Below are 16,849 nucleotides of genomic sequence, written 5' to 3'. Positions count from 1 at the left end.
AAGGAAATCGACATGCCGCACACACAGACGGGCTCCATGCCGGGGTCCTCGACCGACCAGTGCTCCCCCGTGCCCCTCGACGGCACGCCTTTCGCCCTGATCCACCGTCCGCACGCGACCGGACGGGACCGCCTCGAACTCCTCCGCGGCGACATCTCCGCGGTACCGCGCCTGGCCGACCTCCCGCTCGCCGGCACCGCGGAGAGCGATGCGACACGGGCCGGCCGGCACGAACTGCTCGCGCTGCTGCCCTACCGGCAGATCTCCGAGCGCGGCTACGTCTGCAACGACGACGGAGCGCCGCTCCTGGTGATGGAGGTCCACGACCAGCAGGAGCTGTCCGTCGCGCGGTTCCTCGCGGACGCGCCCGACACCCCGCCGGCCCTCACCGATGCCGGCTTCGACATCTCCGACGAGGACTACGCCGACGTCGTCCGGAAGGTGCTCGCCGAGGAGATCGGGCGCGGAGCCGGCGCCAACTTCGTCATCAAGCGCTCCTTCGTCGGCACCCTCGACGGCTACGGCCCGGCCGCTGCCGTGGCCTTCTTCGCCCGCCTGCTCGCCCGGGAAACGGGCGCGTACTGGACCTTCCTCGTGCACACCGGTGAGCGGACGTTCGTGGGCGCGTCGCCCGAGCGCCACGTCAGCCTCGAGTCCGGCACCGTCACCATGAATCCGATCAGCGGTACGTACCGCTACCCCGCCTCCGGGCCCACGGTCCAGGGAGCGCTCGGCCTCCTCGGCGACCGTAAGGAGCGCGAAGAGCTCCACATGGTGGTGGACGAGGAACTGAAGATGATGACCCGGATCTGTGACCCGGGCGTACGGGTGAAGGGCCCGTTCCTGAAGGAGATGGACCGGCTCGCCCACACCGAGTACTTCATCGAGGGCGAGAGCGCGCTGGACGTACGGCACATCCTGCGGGAAACGATGTTCGCGCCCACCATCACCGGCAGTCCGGTGGAGAACGCCTGCCAGGTCCTCCACCAGTACGAGCCGAAGGGACGCTCCTACTACAGCGGGGCCCTCGCCCTCATAGGCCGGGACGTGCAGGGGCAGCGCGCCATGGACTCCGCCATTCTGATCCGCACCGCGGAGATCGACCGGGCAGGCCGGATCGAGGTCGGGGTCGGGGCCACGCTGGTGCGCTCCTCCGACCCCGGCAGTGAGGTCGCCGAGACGCACGCCAAGGTCGCCGGCCTGCTCTCCGCCCTTCGGCAGGAGCCGTCGACGACGCCTGCCGGCACGGCGGCCGGGCGCCGGGCCGAGCCCGGCTTCCTCAGCCGGGACCCGCGGGTGGCGCGTGCCCTCCAGCGGTACAACGACGGACTCGCCCCCTTCTGGCTCGGCCCCGCCCCCGCGGGGGCCCACGTCGTCGACGCCCTGGCGGGCCGGCGGGTGCTGGTGGTGGACAACGAGGACACCTTCACCGCCATGCTCGGTCACCAGCTGCGCGCCCTGGGTCTCTCGGTGACCATCCGGCCCTGGTACGACGTACCGGACCCGGCGGTCGCCGACGCCGACCTGGTCGTCGTGGGGCCCGGCCCCGGCGACCCGAGGCAGACCGCCCAGCCGAAGATCGCCGCGGTGCGCCGTCTGGTCGAACGGCTGCTGGTGTCCCGAGTGCCGTTCGTGGCGGTGTGCCTGGGACACCAGGTGCTCTCCTCCGTCCTCGGCATCGACCTGGTGCGCAAGGACGTCCCGAACCAGGGCCTTCAGCAGGAGATCGACTTCTTCGGCCGCCGGCTGCGTGCCGGGTTCTACAACACCTTCAGCGGCCGGGCGGCCGCCGACCGGGCGGACATCGACACGGCGTCGTTCACGGGACCGGTGGAGATCTGCCGGGACGCACGCAGCGGCGAGGTGCACGGCGTGCGCGGGGCCGGGTTCGCGACCGCGCAGTTCCATCCCGAATCGCTGCTGACCGAGGACGGGCCGACCGTGCTGCGCGACCTCGTGACCACCGCCCTGTCCGTGATGACCGCTTCATCGGGGAGCCACCAGTGATCAATACGGCCATGACGGGGCGCCCGGACGCCTCCTTGCTGCGGCTGCCGACCGGAGCCGATGCCCTGCTCAGGGCGCTTCCGGCGGAGCAGCAGCCGCAGTGGGGCGACCATGAGCTCCTGGAGAAGGTCTGCCGGGAACTGGCGGACAGTCCGCCGCTCGTGACGTCGCACGAGATAGTCCGGCTGCGCGCCCTGCTCGCGGACGTCGCGGCGGGCCACGCCCAAGTGGTGCAGGCCGGCGACTGCGCCGAGGATCCGGCGGACCACACGGCGGACGAGGTCGCGCGCAAGGCCGGGCTGATCGACTGCCTGGCGGGCGTGCTGCAGGCCCGCTCGGGACTGCCCGTACTGCGCGTGGGCCGCATCGCCGGCCAGTACGCCAAGCCGCGTTCGCGGCCCACCGAGAGCAGGGACGGGACTCATCTCCCCGCGTTCCGCGGGCCCATGGTCAACGCACCGCAGTTCGACCAGCAGTCGCGGGAACCCGACCCGCTGCGCATGCTCGACTGCCGCCGGGCGGCTGCCGCGGTCCTCGCAGAGCTGCGCGACCGCAACGGCGCCTGGCCGCACAGCTCCCCGATATGGACCAGCCACGAGGCGCTGGTCATGGATTACGAGCTGCCCCAGCTGCGCCGGGACGCGTACAACCGCACGTTCCTGACGTCCACCCACTGGCCGTGGATCGGTGAGCGGACGCGTCAGCTGGACGGTGCGCACGTGCAGTTGCTGGCCGACGTGGCGAACCCCGTGGCCTGCAAGGTCGGCCCCACCATGGAACGCGACGAGCTGCTCGCGCTGGCCGAACGCCTCGACCCCAACCGGCAGCCCGGTCGGCTGACGTTCATCTCCCGGATGGGCGCCGACAGCGTGGGCGACCGGCTCCCGGCCCTGGCAGCGGCCCTCCGCGAAGCGGGGCATCCGGTCATCTGGCTGTGCGACCCCATGCACGGCAACACGTTCACCGGCCCGGGCGGATACAAGACCCGTTCCGTCCCGACGGTCGCGCGCGAAGTCCGGACGTTCCACGCCGCGGTCACGCAGGCCGGCGGCGTGGCGGGCGGGCTGCATCTGGAAGCCACCGCGGCCCCGGTCGTCGAGTGCGTCGGCGACGACGGCGAGCTGGACGGCCTCGGTGCCGCCTACACCACGCTGTGCGACCCCCGGCTCAACCTTCAGCAGTCCATCGCCATCGCCAATACCTGGCCCTGCTAACGGAGAGGTGTCCTTCCGTCCATGGGAATCCCCGCCATCCAGCCCTACCCCATGCCCTCGGCAGCGGACCTTCCGGCCGGCCCTGCCGACTGGAAAGTCGACCCCGAGCGGGCCGTACTTCTCATCCACGACATGCAGAAGTACTTCGTCGATTCCTTCCCCAAGGATTCCGAGCCGGTGACCTCCCTCACCCGGAACGTCCGTGAACTGCGGGAACACTGCGTCAAGCACGCGATCCCGGTGACCTACACCGCGCAGCCCGGCAGCATGAGCGACCGGGACCGCGGCCTGCTGAAGGACTTCTGGGGCCCGGGAATGACGGTGAGCCCCGCCCAGCGGGAGATCGTCCCGGGCATCGAGCCCGAGGGCGGCGACCAGGTGTTCACCAAATGGCGGTACAGCGCCTTCCACCGCACCGGTCTGCTCGACTTCCTGCGCTCGCACGGCCGCGACCAGCTGATCATCTGCGGCATCTACGCCCATATCGGCTGCCTGGCCACCGCCATCGAGTCCTACACGAACGACGTGGAGACGTTCTTCGTGTCCGACGCGGTCGCCGACTTCACCCCCGAACAACACCGCATGGCCCTGGAGTACACGGCCGGACGCTGCGCGGTGGTCCTGCCCACCCGGACGGTCGTGACCCAGATCGAGACGGCCCCGACGACAGTGGAGACCCGATGAGCACCCTGTTCATTGCCAACAACCGGACCGCGCAGATGGTCGGCGACCTCGAGGAGCTGACTCCCGACCACCGCAGGAACGCGGGCGTGACCGCCCAGCGCATGATCTGGTACGCGTCCGAGGGCGATGTCCTCGTGGTGCCGCACGTCCCCAGCGAGGAGTTCCTGGCCTACGTCACCGGCCTCACCGGCGCGGACCGCTCGAAGATCACGGTCATCGCGCCGCCGGCCGGGTGGCTCGGCACCGACGTGCTCACCCCGGACCGCTGGGAGGACGAGGAGTTCCTGCGCGAGCTCGGGGAGCACGTGCGGGCATCGGGGGTCGACCGGGTGTTCCCGATCTACTTCGACAGTTCGGTCATCCGGCTCACCCGCGAGCTGGGGCTCGACGAGTCGACCTCCGGATTCCCCTACATCCACCAGGGCGGCGGGCAGCTCCTCAACAGCAAGGCCACCTTCCGGGCGGTGGCCGCCGGCGGCGGGTGCCCGATTCCGCGCGGCATCGTCGCGTTCCGGCGCGCCGAGGCAGAGGACTTCCTGTGGGAGCTGCTGTCGGAGGACCGGCACGCGATCGTGAAGAAGGACTTCCACGTCGCCGGCTACGGCAACGCCATCCTCAGCCGCGACCCGGGCGTCACCCCCATCGGCGCCCCGGAGGTCACCGTGCTGAACAGCCGGGACGACCTCGCGGCGCACCTGGACAAGCAGTGGGGGTGGTACTCGGAGGACGGCACACGGCCCGTGGTGGTCGAGGACTACGCGCCGGACAGCAGCCCGGTCTATGCCGAGTTCCGTATCACGGCCCACGAGACTACGCTGTTCGGCCACGGGGAAATGCTGATGGGCCCGATCTTCAACGGTCTCGTCATTCCGGCGAAGGCGACCGCCCATCCGGAGTTCCCCCGCTTCCTGGACGAGGCGCACCGCCTCTGCGAGACCGTACGCACCATGGGCTACCGCGGTCCCATCAGCGTCGACGGCATCGTGACGCCCGACGACGAGATCCTGCTCAACGAGTTCAACGGCCGGGTCGGCGGCTCCACCCACATCAACTACCTGGCCGAGCAGCTGGTCGGCGACGACTTCCTGCGCGAGCGCCTCCTCATCCAGCGTCACCACTGGCCCGTCCCGTCCTTCGAGGAAGCCGTGCGCCGGCTGGAGCGCGAAGGGCTGGCGTACGACCGGGACGAGCGGACCGGAGTCGTCCTCACCTCCGACGACAGCCGGCTCGGCGGCACCGTCGAGTACTGCCTGATCGCCAAGGACATGTCCGAGGCGGAGAAGACCGAGGAAGTACTGGCCGGGCTGTTCGGCTGACGCAAGTAAGCGACGAAAGAGCCAAGAGTATGAGTTACAGGAAGATCCTGAGGGGCAATGTCCTGCTCTGGATGATCACCGCATTCTCAGGCCGGCTTCCCATCGCCATCGCTCCGTTGGGCCTCGTCTTCCTGGTCCGGGAGACGCCCGGGGGGTATTCGCTGGGCGCCACGCTGGCCGGTGCCTACGTACTGGGAGAGGTGCTCGGGTCAGTGGCGCTCGGCGCCTGGCTGCGTCCCCGGCGGATGAACCTGCACCTCGCTGCCGGGATGGCCGTCGGCGCCCTCGCCTTCGCCGGACTCGCCGTTTTCCCCGACACCTCGGTGGCGCTCACCAGCACCCTGGCGTTCCTCGCAGGCGCGGCGCCGGCTGCGAGCCCCGGCGGCATGCGCACCATGCTGATCGCCCTGGTCGACAAGGCGGACGAGGCGCGCACGTTGAGCGCCGAGACGGTACTCACCCAGGTCACGTGGGGTGGTGCGCCCGCGCTCGTCGTCGTCCTCGCGGTGAATGCCTGGCCCGGAGCGCCGATGGTGCTCGGCGCGGTGGGATTCGCGGTCGCCGCGGCACTGCTGTTCGTGCTGCCGGCCCACCGGGCCGCGGCCCCGGAGGACGTGGCCGGGGCCGCCGGGGGCCGGGGCAAGGAGCGGGGCAAGCTCCTCGCCTCCGCCTGGCCGATCTACCTCACCAGTGCGGCGGCGATGTCCATGCTCGCCACGGCCGAGCTGGCCCTCACCCCGCTCCTCGAGTACCGCGGCCTGACGGTCAACTGGTCGGGTGTCCTGCTCGCCCTCTTCTCGCTGACGAGCGCCTTCGGGGCCTTCCTCTACGGTTTGCGTACCTGGCCCGGCACGGTCCGCGCCCAGAGCCTGGTCTTCCTGCTGATCACCGCGGCCTTCGTGGCACTGTCCGCGGTCTTCTCCGGCCTGATCGGCATCGCGGTGGCCTTCCTCGCGGCGGGTCTGTTCCAGGCCGGGGTGATGGTGACCCGCAGTCTCAGCCTCCGCGAACGCCTGCCGGAGCACGCACACACGGCCGGGTACTCGATCCAGTACGCCGTGCAGGGAGTGGGGTACACCATCACCGCGTCCGCGGCGGCGGCCGTGCTCGCGGGCTCGACCCCGGTCGCCGCCATCCTCGGCGGTGTGGTCATCACCGTGCTGCTGACGCTCATCAGCGCGGTGGCCGAACTGCGGCACCGCGGCACGAAGCCGTCCGGAGCCGGTCCGGACGGACGGCCGGAGGAAGCCGGGACCCCCGTATCCGTCGCGGCGGAGCACCACTCGTCCGAGGAGCACCGTTGAGCAGGTTGCGCTGGCTGACGGCGGGGGAGTCGCACGGCCCCGCACTGGTGGCGACGCTGGAGGGCCTTCCGGCCGGCGTCCCCGTCACCACGGACATGGTGGCGGACGCCCTGGCCCGTCGCCGGCTCGGCCATGGCCGCGGTGCCCGGATGAAGTTCGAGCGGGACGAGGTCACCTTCCTCGGCGGCGTGCGGCACGGCCTCTCCCTGGGCTCGCCCGTCGCGATCATGGTGGGCAACACCGAGTGGCCCAAGTGGGAGAAGGTCATGGCGGCCGACCCGGTCGACGAGGCCGAGCTGGCCGAGCTGGCCCGCAACGCCCCGCTGACCCGCCCCCGCCCCGGCCACGCGGACCTGGCCGGCATGCAGAAGTACGGCTTCGACGAGGCCCGCCCGGTGCTGGAGCGCGCCTCCGCGCGGGAGACCGCGGCCCGGGTGGCGCTGGGCGCGGTGGCCCGGTCGTACCTGAAGGAGACGGCCGGCATCGAGATCGTCAGCCATGTCGTGGAGCTGGCCGCCGCCAAGGCCCCCTACGGCGTCTACCCCAAGCCCTCCGACGTGGAGAAGCTGGACGCGGACCCGGTGCGCTGCCTGGACCAGGACGCCTCGAAGGCGATGGTCGCCGAGATCGACCAGGCCCACAAGGACGGCGACACCCTCGGCGGCGTCGTCGAGGTCCTCGCGTACGGCGTGCCGGTCGGCCTCGGCAGCCACGTCCACTGGGACCGGCGCCTGGACGCCCGTCTCGCAGGCGCGCTGATGGGCATCCAGGCGATCAAGGGCGTCGAGGTCGGCGACGGCTTCGACCTGGCCCGCGTGCCCGGCTCCCAGGCGCACGACGAGATCCTCGCGACCGAAGTCGATACTGCGGCGCAGAGCGCCTCCCCTCGGGGTGGTGGCGGGCGACGGGTGGGCATCAAGCGCGCGTCCGGCCGCTCCGGCGGTACCGAGGGCGGTCTGACCACCGGCGAGCTGCTGCGTGTCCGCGCCGCGATGAAACCGATCGCGACCGTGCCGCGCGCCCTGGCCACCGTGGACGTGACCACCGGCGAGGCGGCGCAGGCCCACCACCAGCGCTCCGACGTGTGCGCCGTGCCCGCCGCGGGCATCGTCGCCGAGGCCATGGTGGCGCTGGTCCTCGCGGACGCCGTGGCGGAGAAGTTCGGCGGCGACAGCGTCGCCGAGACCCGCCGCAACGTCCAGTCGTTCCTCGACGACCTGCACATCGGCTGACCCGTGGGCCAGCATGCCCCTACAGATGAACAAGTGAAGGTGCACATGCCGGCCACCGGGCTCGTACAGGACATATCCGCGGCTCGCCGCATCGTCGTCAAGGTCGGTTCGTCATCGCTGACCACGGCACCAGGGGTGCTGGACGCTGACCGGGTGGACGCGCTCGTGGACGCCCTGGCGAAGGCGCGCGGCGGCGGGGAGAAGGAGATCGTGCTGGTCTCCTCCGGCGCGATCGCCGCGGGGCTGGCGCCGCTGGGGCTGCGGCGCCGTCCCGGAGATCTGGCCCGGCAGCAGGCGGCGGCCAGTGTCGGGCAGGGACTGCTGGTGGCCCGTTACACCGCCTCCTTCGCGCGCTACGGCGTACGAGTCGGCCAGGTGCTGCTGACCGGTGACGACCTGACGCGCCGTGGCCACCACCGCAACGCGTCGCGCACGCTGGACCAGCTGCTCGCCATGGGCGCGCTGCCGGTGGTGAACGAGAACGACACGGTGGCCACGGACGAGATCCGCTTCGGCGACAACGACCGGCTGGCCGCCCTGGTCGCCCATCTCGTCCTCGCCGACCTGCTGGTGCTGCTCTCGGACGTGGACGGCCTCTACGACGACGACCCGGGCACGCCCGGCGCCTCCCGCATCGAAGAGGTGCGCAGCCCTGCCGACCTCGCGCACGTCCGGACAGGCGGCGCGGGCAAGGCCGGGGTCGGCACCGGTGGCATGGTCACCAAAGTCCAGGCCGCCCGGACCGCCGCCGCGGCCGGGATCCCCGTGGTGCTCACCTCCGCGGTGCACGCCGCCGACGCTCTGGCCGGGCGGAGCACCGGCACCCTTTTCCACCCCACCGGACGCCGCTCGGCCGGCCGCCTGCTGTGGCTGCAGCACGCCTCGTCCCCACAAGGGGCACTCACGCTGGACGACGGAGCGGTACGCGCCGTGGTGGAGCGGCGAACCTCACTGCTGCCCGCCGGGATCACCGCGGTCGAGGGCGAGTTCAGCGCAGGCGATCCGGTCGAACTGCGCAACACGCAGGACCGTGCCGTCGCCCGCGGCCTGGTGAACTTCGACGCCGAGGTGATCCCCCACCTCATCGGCCGCTCCACCCACGAACTCGCCCAAGAACACGGCCCGGCCTACAGACGCGAACTCATACACCGCGACGCCCTGGCCGTCCTCGCCACACCCGACTAGCGGGGCACGGCGGAACACGGCGGGGCACGGCGGGGCACGGCGGGGCACGGCGGCGTGCCCACGACACGGGCCGCCACCGTGGACGCGATCAGACGTTGAAGCGGAACGTGGGGCGGCCGATCTCGACCTGCGGCGGGACTCCTCTTAAGGGCCTGACCTGGGGCTTCGCCGATTGGCTGCGTTGGTCGTCGGCTGGCGTTTACGGGGGTCCCGCGGACCGTCTGCGGACTGGGCGAGGCTGCCGCACGCGGGCATCCATGGCGCGCTGAATCCCTCGGGATCGTACTGCCTCACGGCACGCGTTGATGCCGACTTCCTCTTCTTGTGGGAGCGCCGCTCGCTGACGAGGAGGACGGGCAACCTCGGGCTTGGGCTCGGGCACCGCCGCCGTCCACCGCGTTCGCGGAACCCGCCCAGGGCGGTCCGGGTGATGGCCATGCTCCAGGTAGAAACGGCCGTTTTCAGTGATCTCCGCCTGCTGTCTCCCACCATGCCTCGGCATGCTGATGAGGCCACGGCTCTTCAGGGTCCGCGCGGCGACCATCGGTACATGGTGACCGTCGTGCTGGCCCGGCCAAGCGCCCACAAGCGGAGTGGCCACGTTTCCACCCCCGCCTGCCCGAGCGTGTCCTTGACATGGACGGGTAGAACCCTGTGGCTGGCGGCTGGGTGACTTCGTCTACCTCCAGCAACAGCGTGAGTCCATGATTCTGGGCAGCAAACAGCGGTCACGGGGTGCTGAACGTTCACGAGCTTTGACAGTGGACAGTGATGTTCACTCGCCACTCAAGGCCAACCGCGGCGCGTCCGGATTGGCCAGCATCTCATCGAGCTTGCCGTCGAATGCATCGTACGAGTTCTGTCTCGCCTCTGCCTTCGGGGGAGCGGACACGGACGACGAGGACGAACGCGGGGAGCGTTCGGGCCGATTGCAGAGACTTCGATGGCGTCGAGGTCCTCAGGAGTTCCGCCAGCATGCGGGCGTGGAGAAGCTTGACAGGGCCGTCCTGCGTCGTTGACGTCAGCTGTGGATGTCAGACCTTCTGATCTGCAGGTCTGCAGAGATCCGGAGGGAGGACGGTGGTGCAGGTCGACGCTTTAGCCCTTGGACAGGGCCCCATGCTGAACCATGCGATGCTGGCTGGTGCCTCTGGCAAAGTGATCGTCACTGCTAAATGATTCTCGTGAGGAACCTTTGTGAGCACGCTCGGTAGCTTCATCTGGTCAATCGCTGACCAGCTTCGGGGACCCTATCGCCCCAACCAGTACGGGACAGTGATCCTCCCGTTCACGATCCTGAGGCGGCTCGACTGCGTACTCGAGCCGGACCGCGCGGCGGTACGGGAGCTGGCTGCGAGGTACGAGAACCCCAACCGGCTCAAAGTCGAGGTCAAGAAGGCCACGGGGCGGACGTTCTACAACACCTCCAACTACGAGTTCGCGAACCTGCTGGCCGATGCGGACGGGCTGGCGGACAACCTCGCTGACTACATCGACCGTTTCTCCGCCGACGTGGACGTGTTCGAGTACTTCGACTTCAAAAAGGAAATTCTGGCCCTGGAGAAGGCCGGGCTCCTGCGCGAGATCGTCAAGTCCTTCGGCGCCGTCGACCTGCACCCCGACGTGGTGTCCAACGCAGACATGGGAGATGCGTTCGAGTACATCATCCGCAAGTTCAACGAGGCCGCGAACGAGACCTCCGGAGACCACTACACGCCGCGCGATGCAATCCGGCTGCTGGTCGACCTGCTCTTCGCGGAGAAGGACGTCGACCTCTCCGAGGGTGGCATCATCCGGTCGCTGTACGACCCCACCGCCGGCACCGGCGGCATGCTCTCCCTGGCAGAGGAGCACCTACTCGCCCACAACTCCGAGGCGAAGCTGAGCCTGTACGGCCAGGAGTACAACCCGCAGTCGTACGCCATCTGCAAGTCCGACCTGCTCGCCAAGGGCCACGACACGACCAACATCGCCTTCGGCAACACGCTCACCGACGACGCCTTCAAGGGCCGCCAGTTCGACTATTGCATGTCCAACCCGCCCTACGGGGTGGACTGGAAGCAGTACGCCAAGGCAGTCAAGGAGGAGCGCAATTCCGCCGGCCCCTACGGCCGCTTCTCGCCGGGACTCCCCGCGACCTCGGACGGCCAGATGCTCTTCCTGCTCCACCTGGCCCACAAGATGCGCGCACCCGAGGACGGCGGTGGCCGCGTCGGCATCGTCATGAACGGCTCGCCGCTCTTCAGCGGTGCCGCCGAATCCGGTCCCTCCAACATCCGCAGGTGGCTGCTGGAGAACGACCTCGTCGAGGCGATCGTCGCCCTGCCGACCAACATGTTCTTCAACACCGGCATCGCCACGTACATCTGGATTCTCGACAACACCAAGCACCCCGACCGTCAGGGCAAGGTCCAACTCATCGACGGCACCCCGTTCTGGACCAAGATGCGCAAGAACCTCGGCTCGAAGAACCGCGAGATCAGCGACGATGACCGGGCCAAGGTCGTGCAGTTGTACGCCGATTACGAAGACGCTGATCCCGACCTCTCCAAGGTGCTGCGAAACGATGAGTTCGGCTACTGGACCATCACCGTCGAGCGTCCCCTGATCGATGAGGACGGGAAGCCTGTCGTCGACCGCAAGGGCAACCCGAAGCCCAACTCGAAAAAGCGTGACACCGAAAACGTGCCCTTCACCTACGGCGGCTCGACCGCCGGCGCGGCAGGGAAGCGTGAAGTCATTCAGACATACTTCGACACGGAAGTGAAGCCGCACATTCCTGACGCCTGGATCGACTGGTCCAAGACCAAGACCGGCTACGAGATCCCCTTCACCCGCCACTTCTACAAGTACGTTCCCCCCCGTCCGCTCGCCGAGATCGACACCGACCTGGAGAAGCAGGTCACCAGGATCCTTGAGCTCCTGCGAGAGGTGGAGGCATGAGCGTCCGCGACGAAATACTGAATGCACCGGCAGTGCCGCTTCGCTATCTCGCCAAACTCAACCCACGCCCGAGCGGCATCCAGAAGGAAACATCGGTTTATCTGCCGATGGAATCCATCTCCGAGTTTGGCCCAGCAGATACAAGTCGGCGCCGGTCGTCCGATGAGCTCCAGCGGGGCTACTCCTATATCGCCGATGGCGATGTCGCCTATGCGAAGGTCACCCCCTGTTTCGAGAACGGCAAAGGCCTTGTGGCCGTCGACCTTCCGGACGGACATGCATTTGCGACGACCGAAGTGACCGTCTTGCGTCCGGGGGCCATGCTCGACAAGGCGTACCTTGGCTGGCATCTGCAATCGGAAGCTTTTCTATCAGGCGGAGAAGCCAGCATGACGGGGTCCGGTGGGCTCCGCCGCGTCCCTGACACGTTCGCTCTCACGTACAAGATCCCGCTCCCTTCAATGGCGACGCAGCGCGCCATCGCCGACTACCTCGACCGTGAGACGGCCCGCATCGACACGCTCATCGAGGAACAGCAGCGGCTAATCGAGATGCTCGGCGAACGACGACAGGCTGTGATCGATCTGGCGTTCACGGAGGCTGGGGCGAACAGTCGTGTTGTCCGTGCGTGCCTTGACGTTGTCGACTGTCCTCACAGCACTCCTGCCGTTGACGACGATGGTCCGTTCGAAGCAGTGCGCACGGCTTCCGTCCGAAGTGGCAGGTACCGGCCCGGGCATGGGTTGCGAGTGAGCGAAGCGACCTGGCGCGAACGGAACGCCAATGGATCTCCGGCGCTGGGCGACATCATATTCGCGAGAGAAGGTGGGTCCGCAGGCGAGGCGTCGATGGTCCCATCCGACGCCATCTGTCTCGGGCAGAGGATGGTGCTTCTCCGTGTAGACGCGAGCTCGTGTGTCGGTGAGTTTCTGCTTTGGCAGCTCTACTCCACGTCAGTCCAGGACCATTTCCGTCTCTCCATGAGCGGTGCTGCGGCTGGGAACATCCGGGTATCCGTTCTACGGAATACTCCCATCTGGCTTCCTCCGCTCGAGGTTCAGCGATCGGTGGCGGCGCATCTGAATGAGCAGATTACGAAGATCGATACGCTTAGTGCAGAGACTGAGCGGTTCATCGAGCTTGCTCGCGAGCGGCGGTCGGCGCTGATCACAGCGGCGGTGACCGGGCAGATCGACGTACGTGAGGTGGCGTGATGACCGACCACAACGAGGTGGTATTCGAGACGGAGATCTGCGAGTACCTGCGGGACCACGACTGGCTGTACTCGAAGAATGACCGTGACGGCGGCGAGTACGACCGGGAGCGGGCACTGTTCCCAGATGACCTTTTCGAGTGGCTGAAGGAGACGCAGAAACCGGCGTACGAGAAGGCATTAAAAGCGGCGGGGTCGCGGGCGAAGTTCCTCGACGTGCTGACCGCGGCGCTCGACCGGCCCCTGGAACATGGCGGCGGGACGCTGAACATCCTGCGTAACGGGGTGCAGTACATCGGCGGTGGTCGATTGAAGATGGCACAGTTCCGTCCGGAGACGTCACTCAACGAGACCACGACGGCGCATTACGAGGCGATGCGGCTGCGGGTGGTGCGGCAGGTTCACTTCTCGACCGCCGATCAGCGCAATATCGATCTGGTGTTCTTCGTCAATGGGATTCCGGTGGCCACAGTCGAGCTGAAGACTGACTTCACCCAGTCCCTGGATGAGGCGATCAACCAATACAAGCAGGATCGCAATCCGTTGACGAACGGGCGGCCGGAACCGTTGCTGTCGTTCGGTCATCGGGCACTGGTGCACTTTGCGGTCTCGAACGACCTGGCGGCGATGACCACGAGGCTGGAGGGGGAGAAGACCCACTTCTTGCCGTTCAACATGGGCTTCGATAGCGGCGCTGGCAATCCGCCCGGAGCGGACGGACGCTCGTCGACGGCATACCTGTGGGAACGCGTCTGGGAGAAACACGCCTGGCTGAACATCATCGGGCGGCTGATGATCGTGCAGACCAAGGAGGAGTGGGACGTCACCACCGGCACGTCGGTGCGGCGCACGAGCATGCTCTTCCCACGGTTCCACCAGTGGGAGGCCGTCACGAAAATCGTCGAGGCGGTAAAGAAGGAGGGTGTCGGGAACCGGTACCTGATTCAGCACTCGGCCGGGTCGGGCAAGACGAACACCATCGCCTGGACGGCCCACAGGCTGGCGCGGCTGCATGTCGATGATCAGAAGGTGTTCGACTCGGTCATCGTGGTCGTGGACCGCACCGTGCTCGACTCCCAGCTGCAGGATGCGATCCGGCAAATCGACGGCACCGGAAAGATCGTCGCAACTATCAGCCCCGAGGACGTCCGCAAGGCCGGCGCGAAGTCGAAGTCGGGGCTGTTGGCGCAGGCGCTGAAGAACGGTGAGCTCATCATCGCGGTGACGGTGCAGACCTTCCCGCATGCGCTGAACGAAATCCGGACCGACGCCAGCCTGAAGGGAAAACGGTTCGCCGTCATCGCCGATGAGGCGCACTCCTCCCAATCGGGACAGATCTCCTCAAAGCTGAAGCAAGTGCTGACGGCCGAGGAGATCAAGGAGGTCGAGGAGGGTGGCGAGGTCGATGTGGAGTCGGTGCTGGCCTCGGAGATGACCGAGCGGGCCGAGTCGGAGAACATTTCCTTCTTCGCCTTCACTGCGACGCCGAAGAATAAGACTCTCGAACTGTTCGGCCGCAAGGGCGCCGACGGAAAGCCACACGAGTTCCACCTGTACTCGATGAAGCAGGCGATCGAGGAGGGCTACATCCTCGATGTGCTCAAGGGCTACCAGTCCTACGACACCGCGCTGAAGATCGCCGGCAAGGCCGAGAGCGGTGACGGAGGAGAGGTCGAGGAAGCCACCGCGCGCAAGGGGCTGATGCGGTGGGTGCAGCTCCACCCGACGAACATCAGTCAGAAGGTGCAGATCATCGTCGAGCACTTCCACGCCAACGTCGCCCACCTCCTCGAAGGCAAGGCGAAGGCGATGGTGGTGACCGACTCGCGCAAGTCCGCGGTGAAGTACAAGCTGGCCATCGACGCCTACATCGCCAGGCGCCGCGACGAGGATGCCTCATACAACTACCGCACCTTGGTCGCCTTCTCCGCCGGGGTGACGATGGCCGAGGACGAGACCTGGCACAGCGACTGGGGCCCGCAGCCGTCGAAGGATGACGAGTTCACCGAGGCCAACATGAATCCCGGCGCCGGGGCTGACCTGGCGGCCGCGTTCAAGGGCGAGACGTACAAGATCATGCTGGTCGCCAACAAGTTCCAAACCGGCTTCGACCAGCCCCTGCTCTCGGCGATGTACGTCGACAAGAAGCTGCCGGGGGTCACCGCGGTGCAGACGCTCTCGCGGCTCAATCGCACCCACCGCACCGCTGGTGGAGAGCAGAAGCGCAAGACGTTCGTCATCGACTTCGCCAACAAGCCCGAGGACATCAAGACGGCCTTCGAGCCGTACTTCAAGAACGCGACCCTGGAGACCGAGAGCGATCCGTACGTCATCATCCACCTGGCTGCCAAGCTCGCCCAGGCCGGAATTTACACCGAGGACGACGTCCGCAAGGTCGCCCAGCTGTGGGTGACCCGGAAGGGCAACAACGCGCTCTCGGCGGCGATCAGCCCGGCGCAGCACGACTTCCGGCGTCGCTACGCGCGGGCGATCGAGGAAGAGGACAAGGTCACGCTCAACGCGCTCGACCTGTTCCGCAAGGACGTCTCCACCTACGTACGCCTCTATGACTTCATGTCCCAGATCGTAGACTACGGCGACCCCTACATGGAGATGCTCTCGATCTTTCTGCGTCTCCTGGAGAAGGTCATCGCCGAGTCCGCCTGGGCCGCCGATGTCGATCTCTCCGACGTGGTGCTGGTCGGGGTCAAGCACAACAAGGCGATCCCGGTAGACATCTCGCTCGTGGGCGACGGACAGCTGAAGGGCATCAGCGCCGCAGGCACGGGCAAGAAGAAGGAACCGAAGTACGTCGCGCTCCAGGTCGTCATAGACAAGATGAACGATCTCTTCGGCGCCGAATCGTTCGCCGAGTCCCAGGTCCGGGAGTTCGTGCAGGGGCTCGTACAGCGGTTGCTCGCTGATCGGAACCTGGTCAAGCAGACGAAGGTGAACTCCAAGAAGCAGTTTCTGGAGTCGCAAGACTTCCAAGCAGCCGTTACTGAGGCGGTCGCAGACAACCAGGACGCCCACAACGCGATGGCTGACTACTTCTTCACCGACGGGCCGGCTATCAACTCGATCATCGTTGCCCTCGCGGATGCCTTCTACGAAGCAGCGGTCGATCAGCAGGTGGAGTCTTAGATACGGCAGCACGCACGTCCCGCATGTACCGCTTCCAGCAGACCACCCGCGGCCTACTGAGTCCGGGCTCGGGCAGCAGGGCCACGGATCCTGCTTGCAGCTGGGTGACGTGACCAGTGGGTCTCGCGTGCTAGCTGACGGCACCGTGAACGAGGTGGCAGGCGATATGTAAGGTACTGATCAGCGGCTTTCTGGGGGAAACGAAGTGACGAAGTGGGATATCGATCCCGGCGGGGTGGCGTCGGTCCTGTCGTTGGTGGGTCTTGCCGGCGACGACTTGAGCAAGGACGTCAAGGGCTATGGCGATCATGTGCATGATGCCGCGATGTGGGTGGGCACGATCAGCGGCCAGTACTGCGGTGATGCGCCGGTGGGACCGGTCGGGGTCGCGGTAGCGGACTTCGTCTCGGACACCGAGGGAAAAATCCAGTTCATGGCCGCCCGTCTGAAGAAGACGATGGACGGCACGGTCGAAGCCACTGGTGAATACATCAAGGGTGACCTGGCCATGGCCGCCGACGCGCAGCAGGAAGCGGTGAAGGTGCCTACGGCTGCCGAGCTTGCCGCCGTATCGGAGAAGGCGGACGGCAAGGGCGGGGAGTGACGG

The 16,849-nt window shown here is 67.5% G+C and carries 11 protein-coding genes; all 11 read left to right on the top strand.

Annotated elements, in window-relative coordinates; all coding sequences use genetic code 11:
• Positions 1 to 12 precede the first annotated feature (12 nt).
• The 11 genes from AAC944_RS23410 (at position 13) to AAC944_RS23360 (ending at position 16,846) form a co-directional block, all read left to right on the top strand.
• Entirely contained in the window at positions 13 to 2,007 is a 1,995-nt protein-coding gene (locus AAC944_RS23410) for an anthranilate synthase family protein (protein ID WP_368396421.1), read from the top strand.
• An 11-nt stretch (positions 2,008 to 2,018) separates the two neighbouring features.
• Positions 2,019 to 3,221 carry a 3-deoxy-7-phosphoheptulonate synthase gene (locus tag AAC944_RS23405; RefSeq protein WP_107054275.1) on the top strand — a complete coding sequence of 401 codons (1,203 nt, stop codon included), beginning with the start codon at positions 2,019 to 2,021 and terminating at the stop codon, positions 3,219 to 3,221.
• Between the two features lie 21 nt (positions 3,222 to 3,242).
• A complete protein-coding gene (locus AAC944_RS23400) occupies positions 3,243 to 3,905 on the top strand; it encodes an isochorismatase family protein (RefSeq protein WP_030625033.1) in 663 nt (220 codons plus the stop codon).
• Positions 3,902 to 5,221 (top strand): preATP grasp domain-containing protein, encoded by a 1,320-nt coding sequence (locus tag AAC944_RS23395; RefSeq protein ID WP_030625035.1) that lies wholly within the window; start codon positions 3,902 to 3,904, stop codon positions 5,219 to 5,221. The genes AAC944_RS23400 and AAC944_RS23395 overlap by 4 nt, the downstream gene beginning before the upstream one ends.
• A 71-nt stretch (positions 5,222 to 5,292) precedes the next feature.
• Positions 5,293 to 6,525 (top strand): MFS transporter, encoded by a 1,233-nt coding sequence (locus tag AAC944_RS23390; protein WP_063760042.1) that lies wholly within the window; start codon positions 5,293 to 5,295, stop codon positions 6,523 to 6,525.
• Positions 6,522 to 7,757, top strand: a complete 1,236-nt coding sequence (gene aroC, locus AAC944_RS23385; RefSeq protein WP_368396420.1) for a chorismate synthase — start codon at positions 6,522 to 6,524, stop codon at positions 7,755 to 7,757. Before AAC944_RS23390 ends, aroC begins: the two co-directional genes overlap by 4 nt.
• Positions 7,758 to 7,802: 45 nt before the next feature.
• Entirely contained in the window at positions 7,803 to 8,942 is a 1,140-nt protein-coding gene (gene proB / locus AAC944_RS23380; RefSeq protein WP_368396419.1) for a glutamate 5-kinase, read from the top strand.
• A 1,197-nt stretch (positions 8,943 to 10,139) separates the two neighbouring features.
• Positions 10,140 to 11,885, top strand: coding sequence for an N-6 DNA methylase (locus AAC944_RS23375; RefSeq protein WP_030623071.1), 1,746 nt, complete (start codon positions 10,140 to 10,142; stop codon positions 11,883 to 11,885).
• Entirely contained in the window at positions 11,882 to 13,099 is a 1,218-nt protein-coding gene (locus AAC944_RS23370; protein WP_107054250.1) for a restriction endonuclease subunit S, read from the top strand. The genes AAC944_RS23375 and AAC944_RS23370 overlap by 4 nt, the downstream gene beginning before the upstream one ends.
• The gene (locus AAC944_RS23365; RefSeq protein WP_030623075.1) at positions 13,099 to 16,242 is read left to right on the top strand and encodes a type I restriction endonuclease subunit R; all 3,144 of its coding nucleotides are present in this window, start codon (positions 13,099 to 13,101) and stop codon (positions 16,240 to 16,242) included. Before AAC944_RS23370 ends, AAC944_RS23365 begins: the two co-directional genes overlap by 1 nt.
• Positions 16,243 to 16,447: 205 nt before the next feature.
• Positions 16,448 to 16,846 (top strand): DUF6507 family protein, encoded by a 399-nt coding sequence (locus AAC944_RS23360; protein ID WP_063760025.1) that lies wholly within the window; start codon positions 16,448 to 16,450, stop codon positions 16,844 to 16,846.
• Positions 16,847 to 16,849: the final 3 nt, after the last annotated feature.

This window comes from Streptomyces sclerotialus (assembly GCF_040907265.1).
Lineage (GTDB): Bacteria > Actinomycetota > Actinomycetes > Streptomycetales > Streptomycetaceae > Streptomyces > Streptomyces sclerotialus.
The sequence above is the reverse complement of the archived record's forward strand: the minus strand, read 5'-3'. Positions and strand labels throughout refer to the sequence as shown.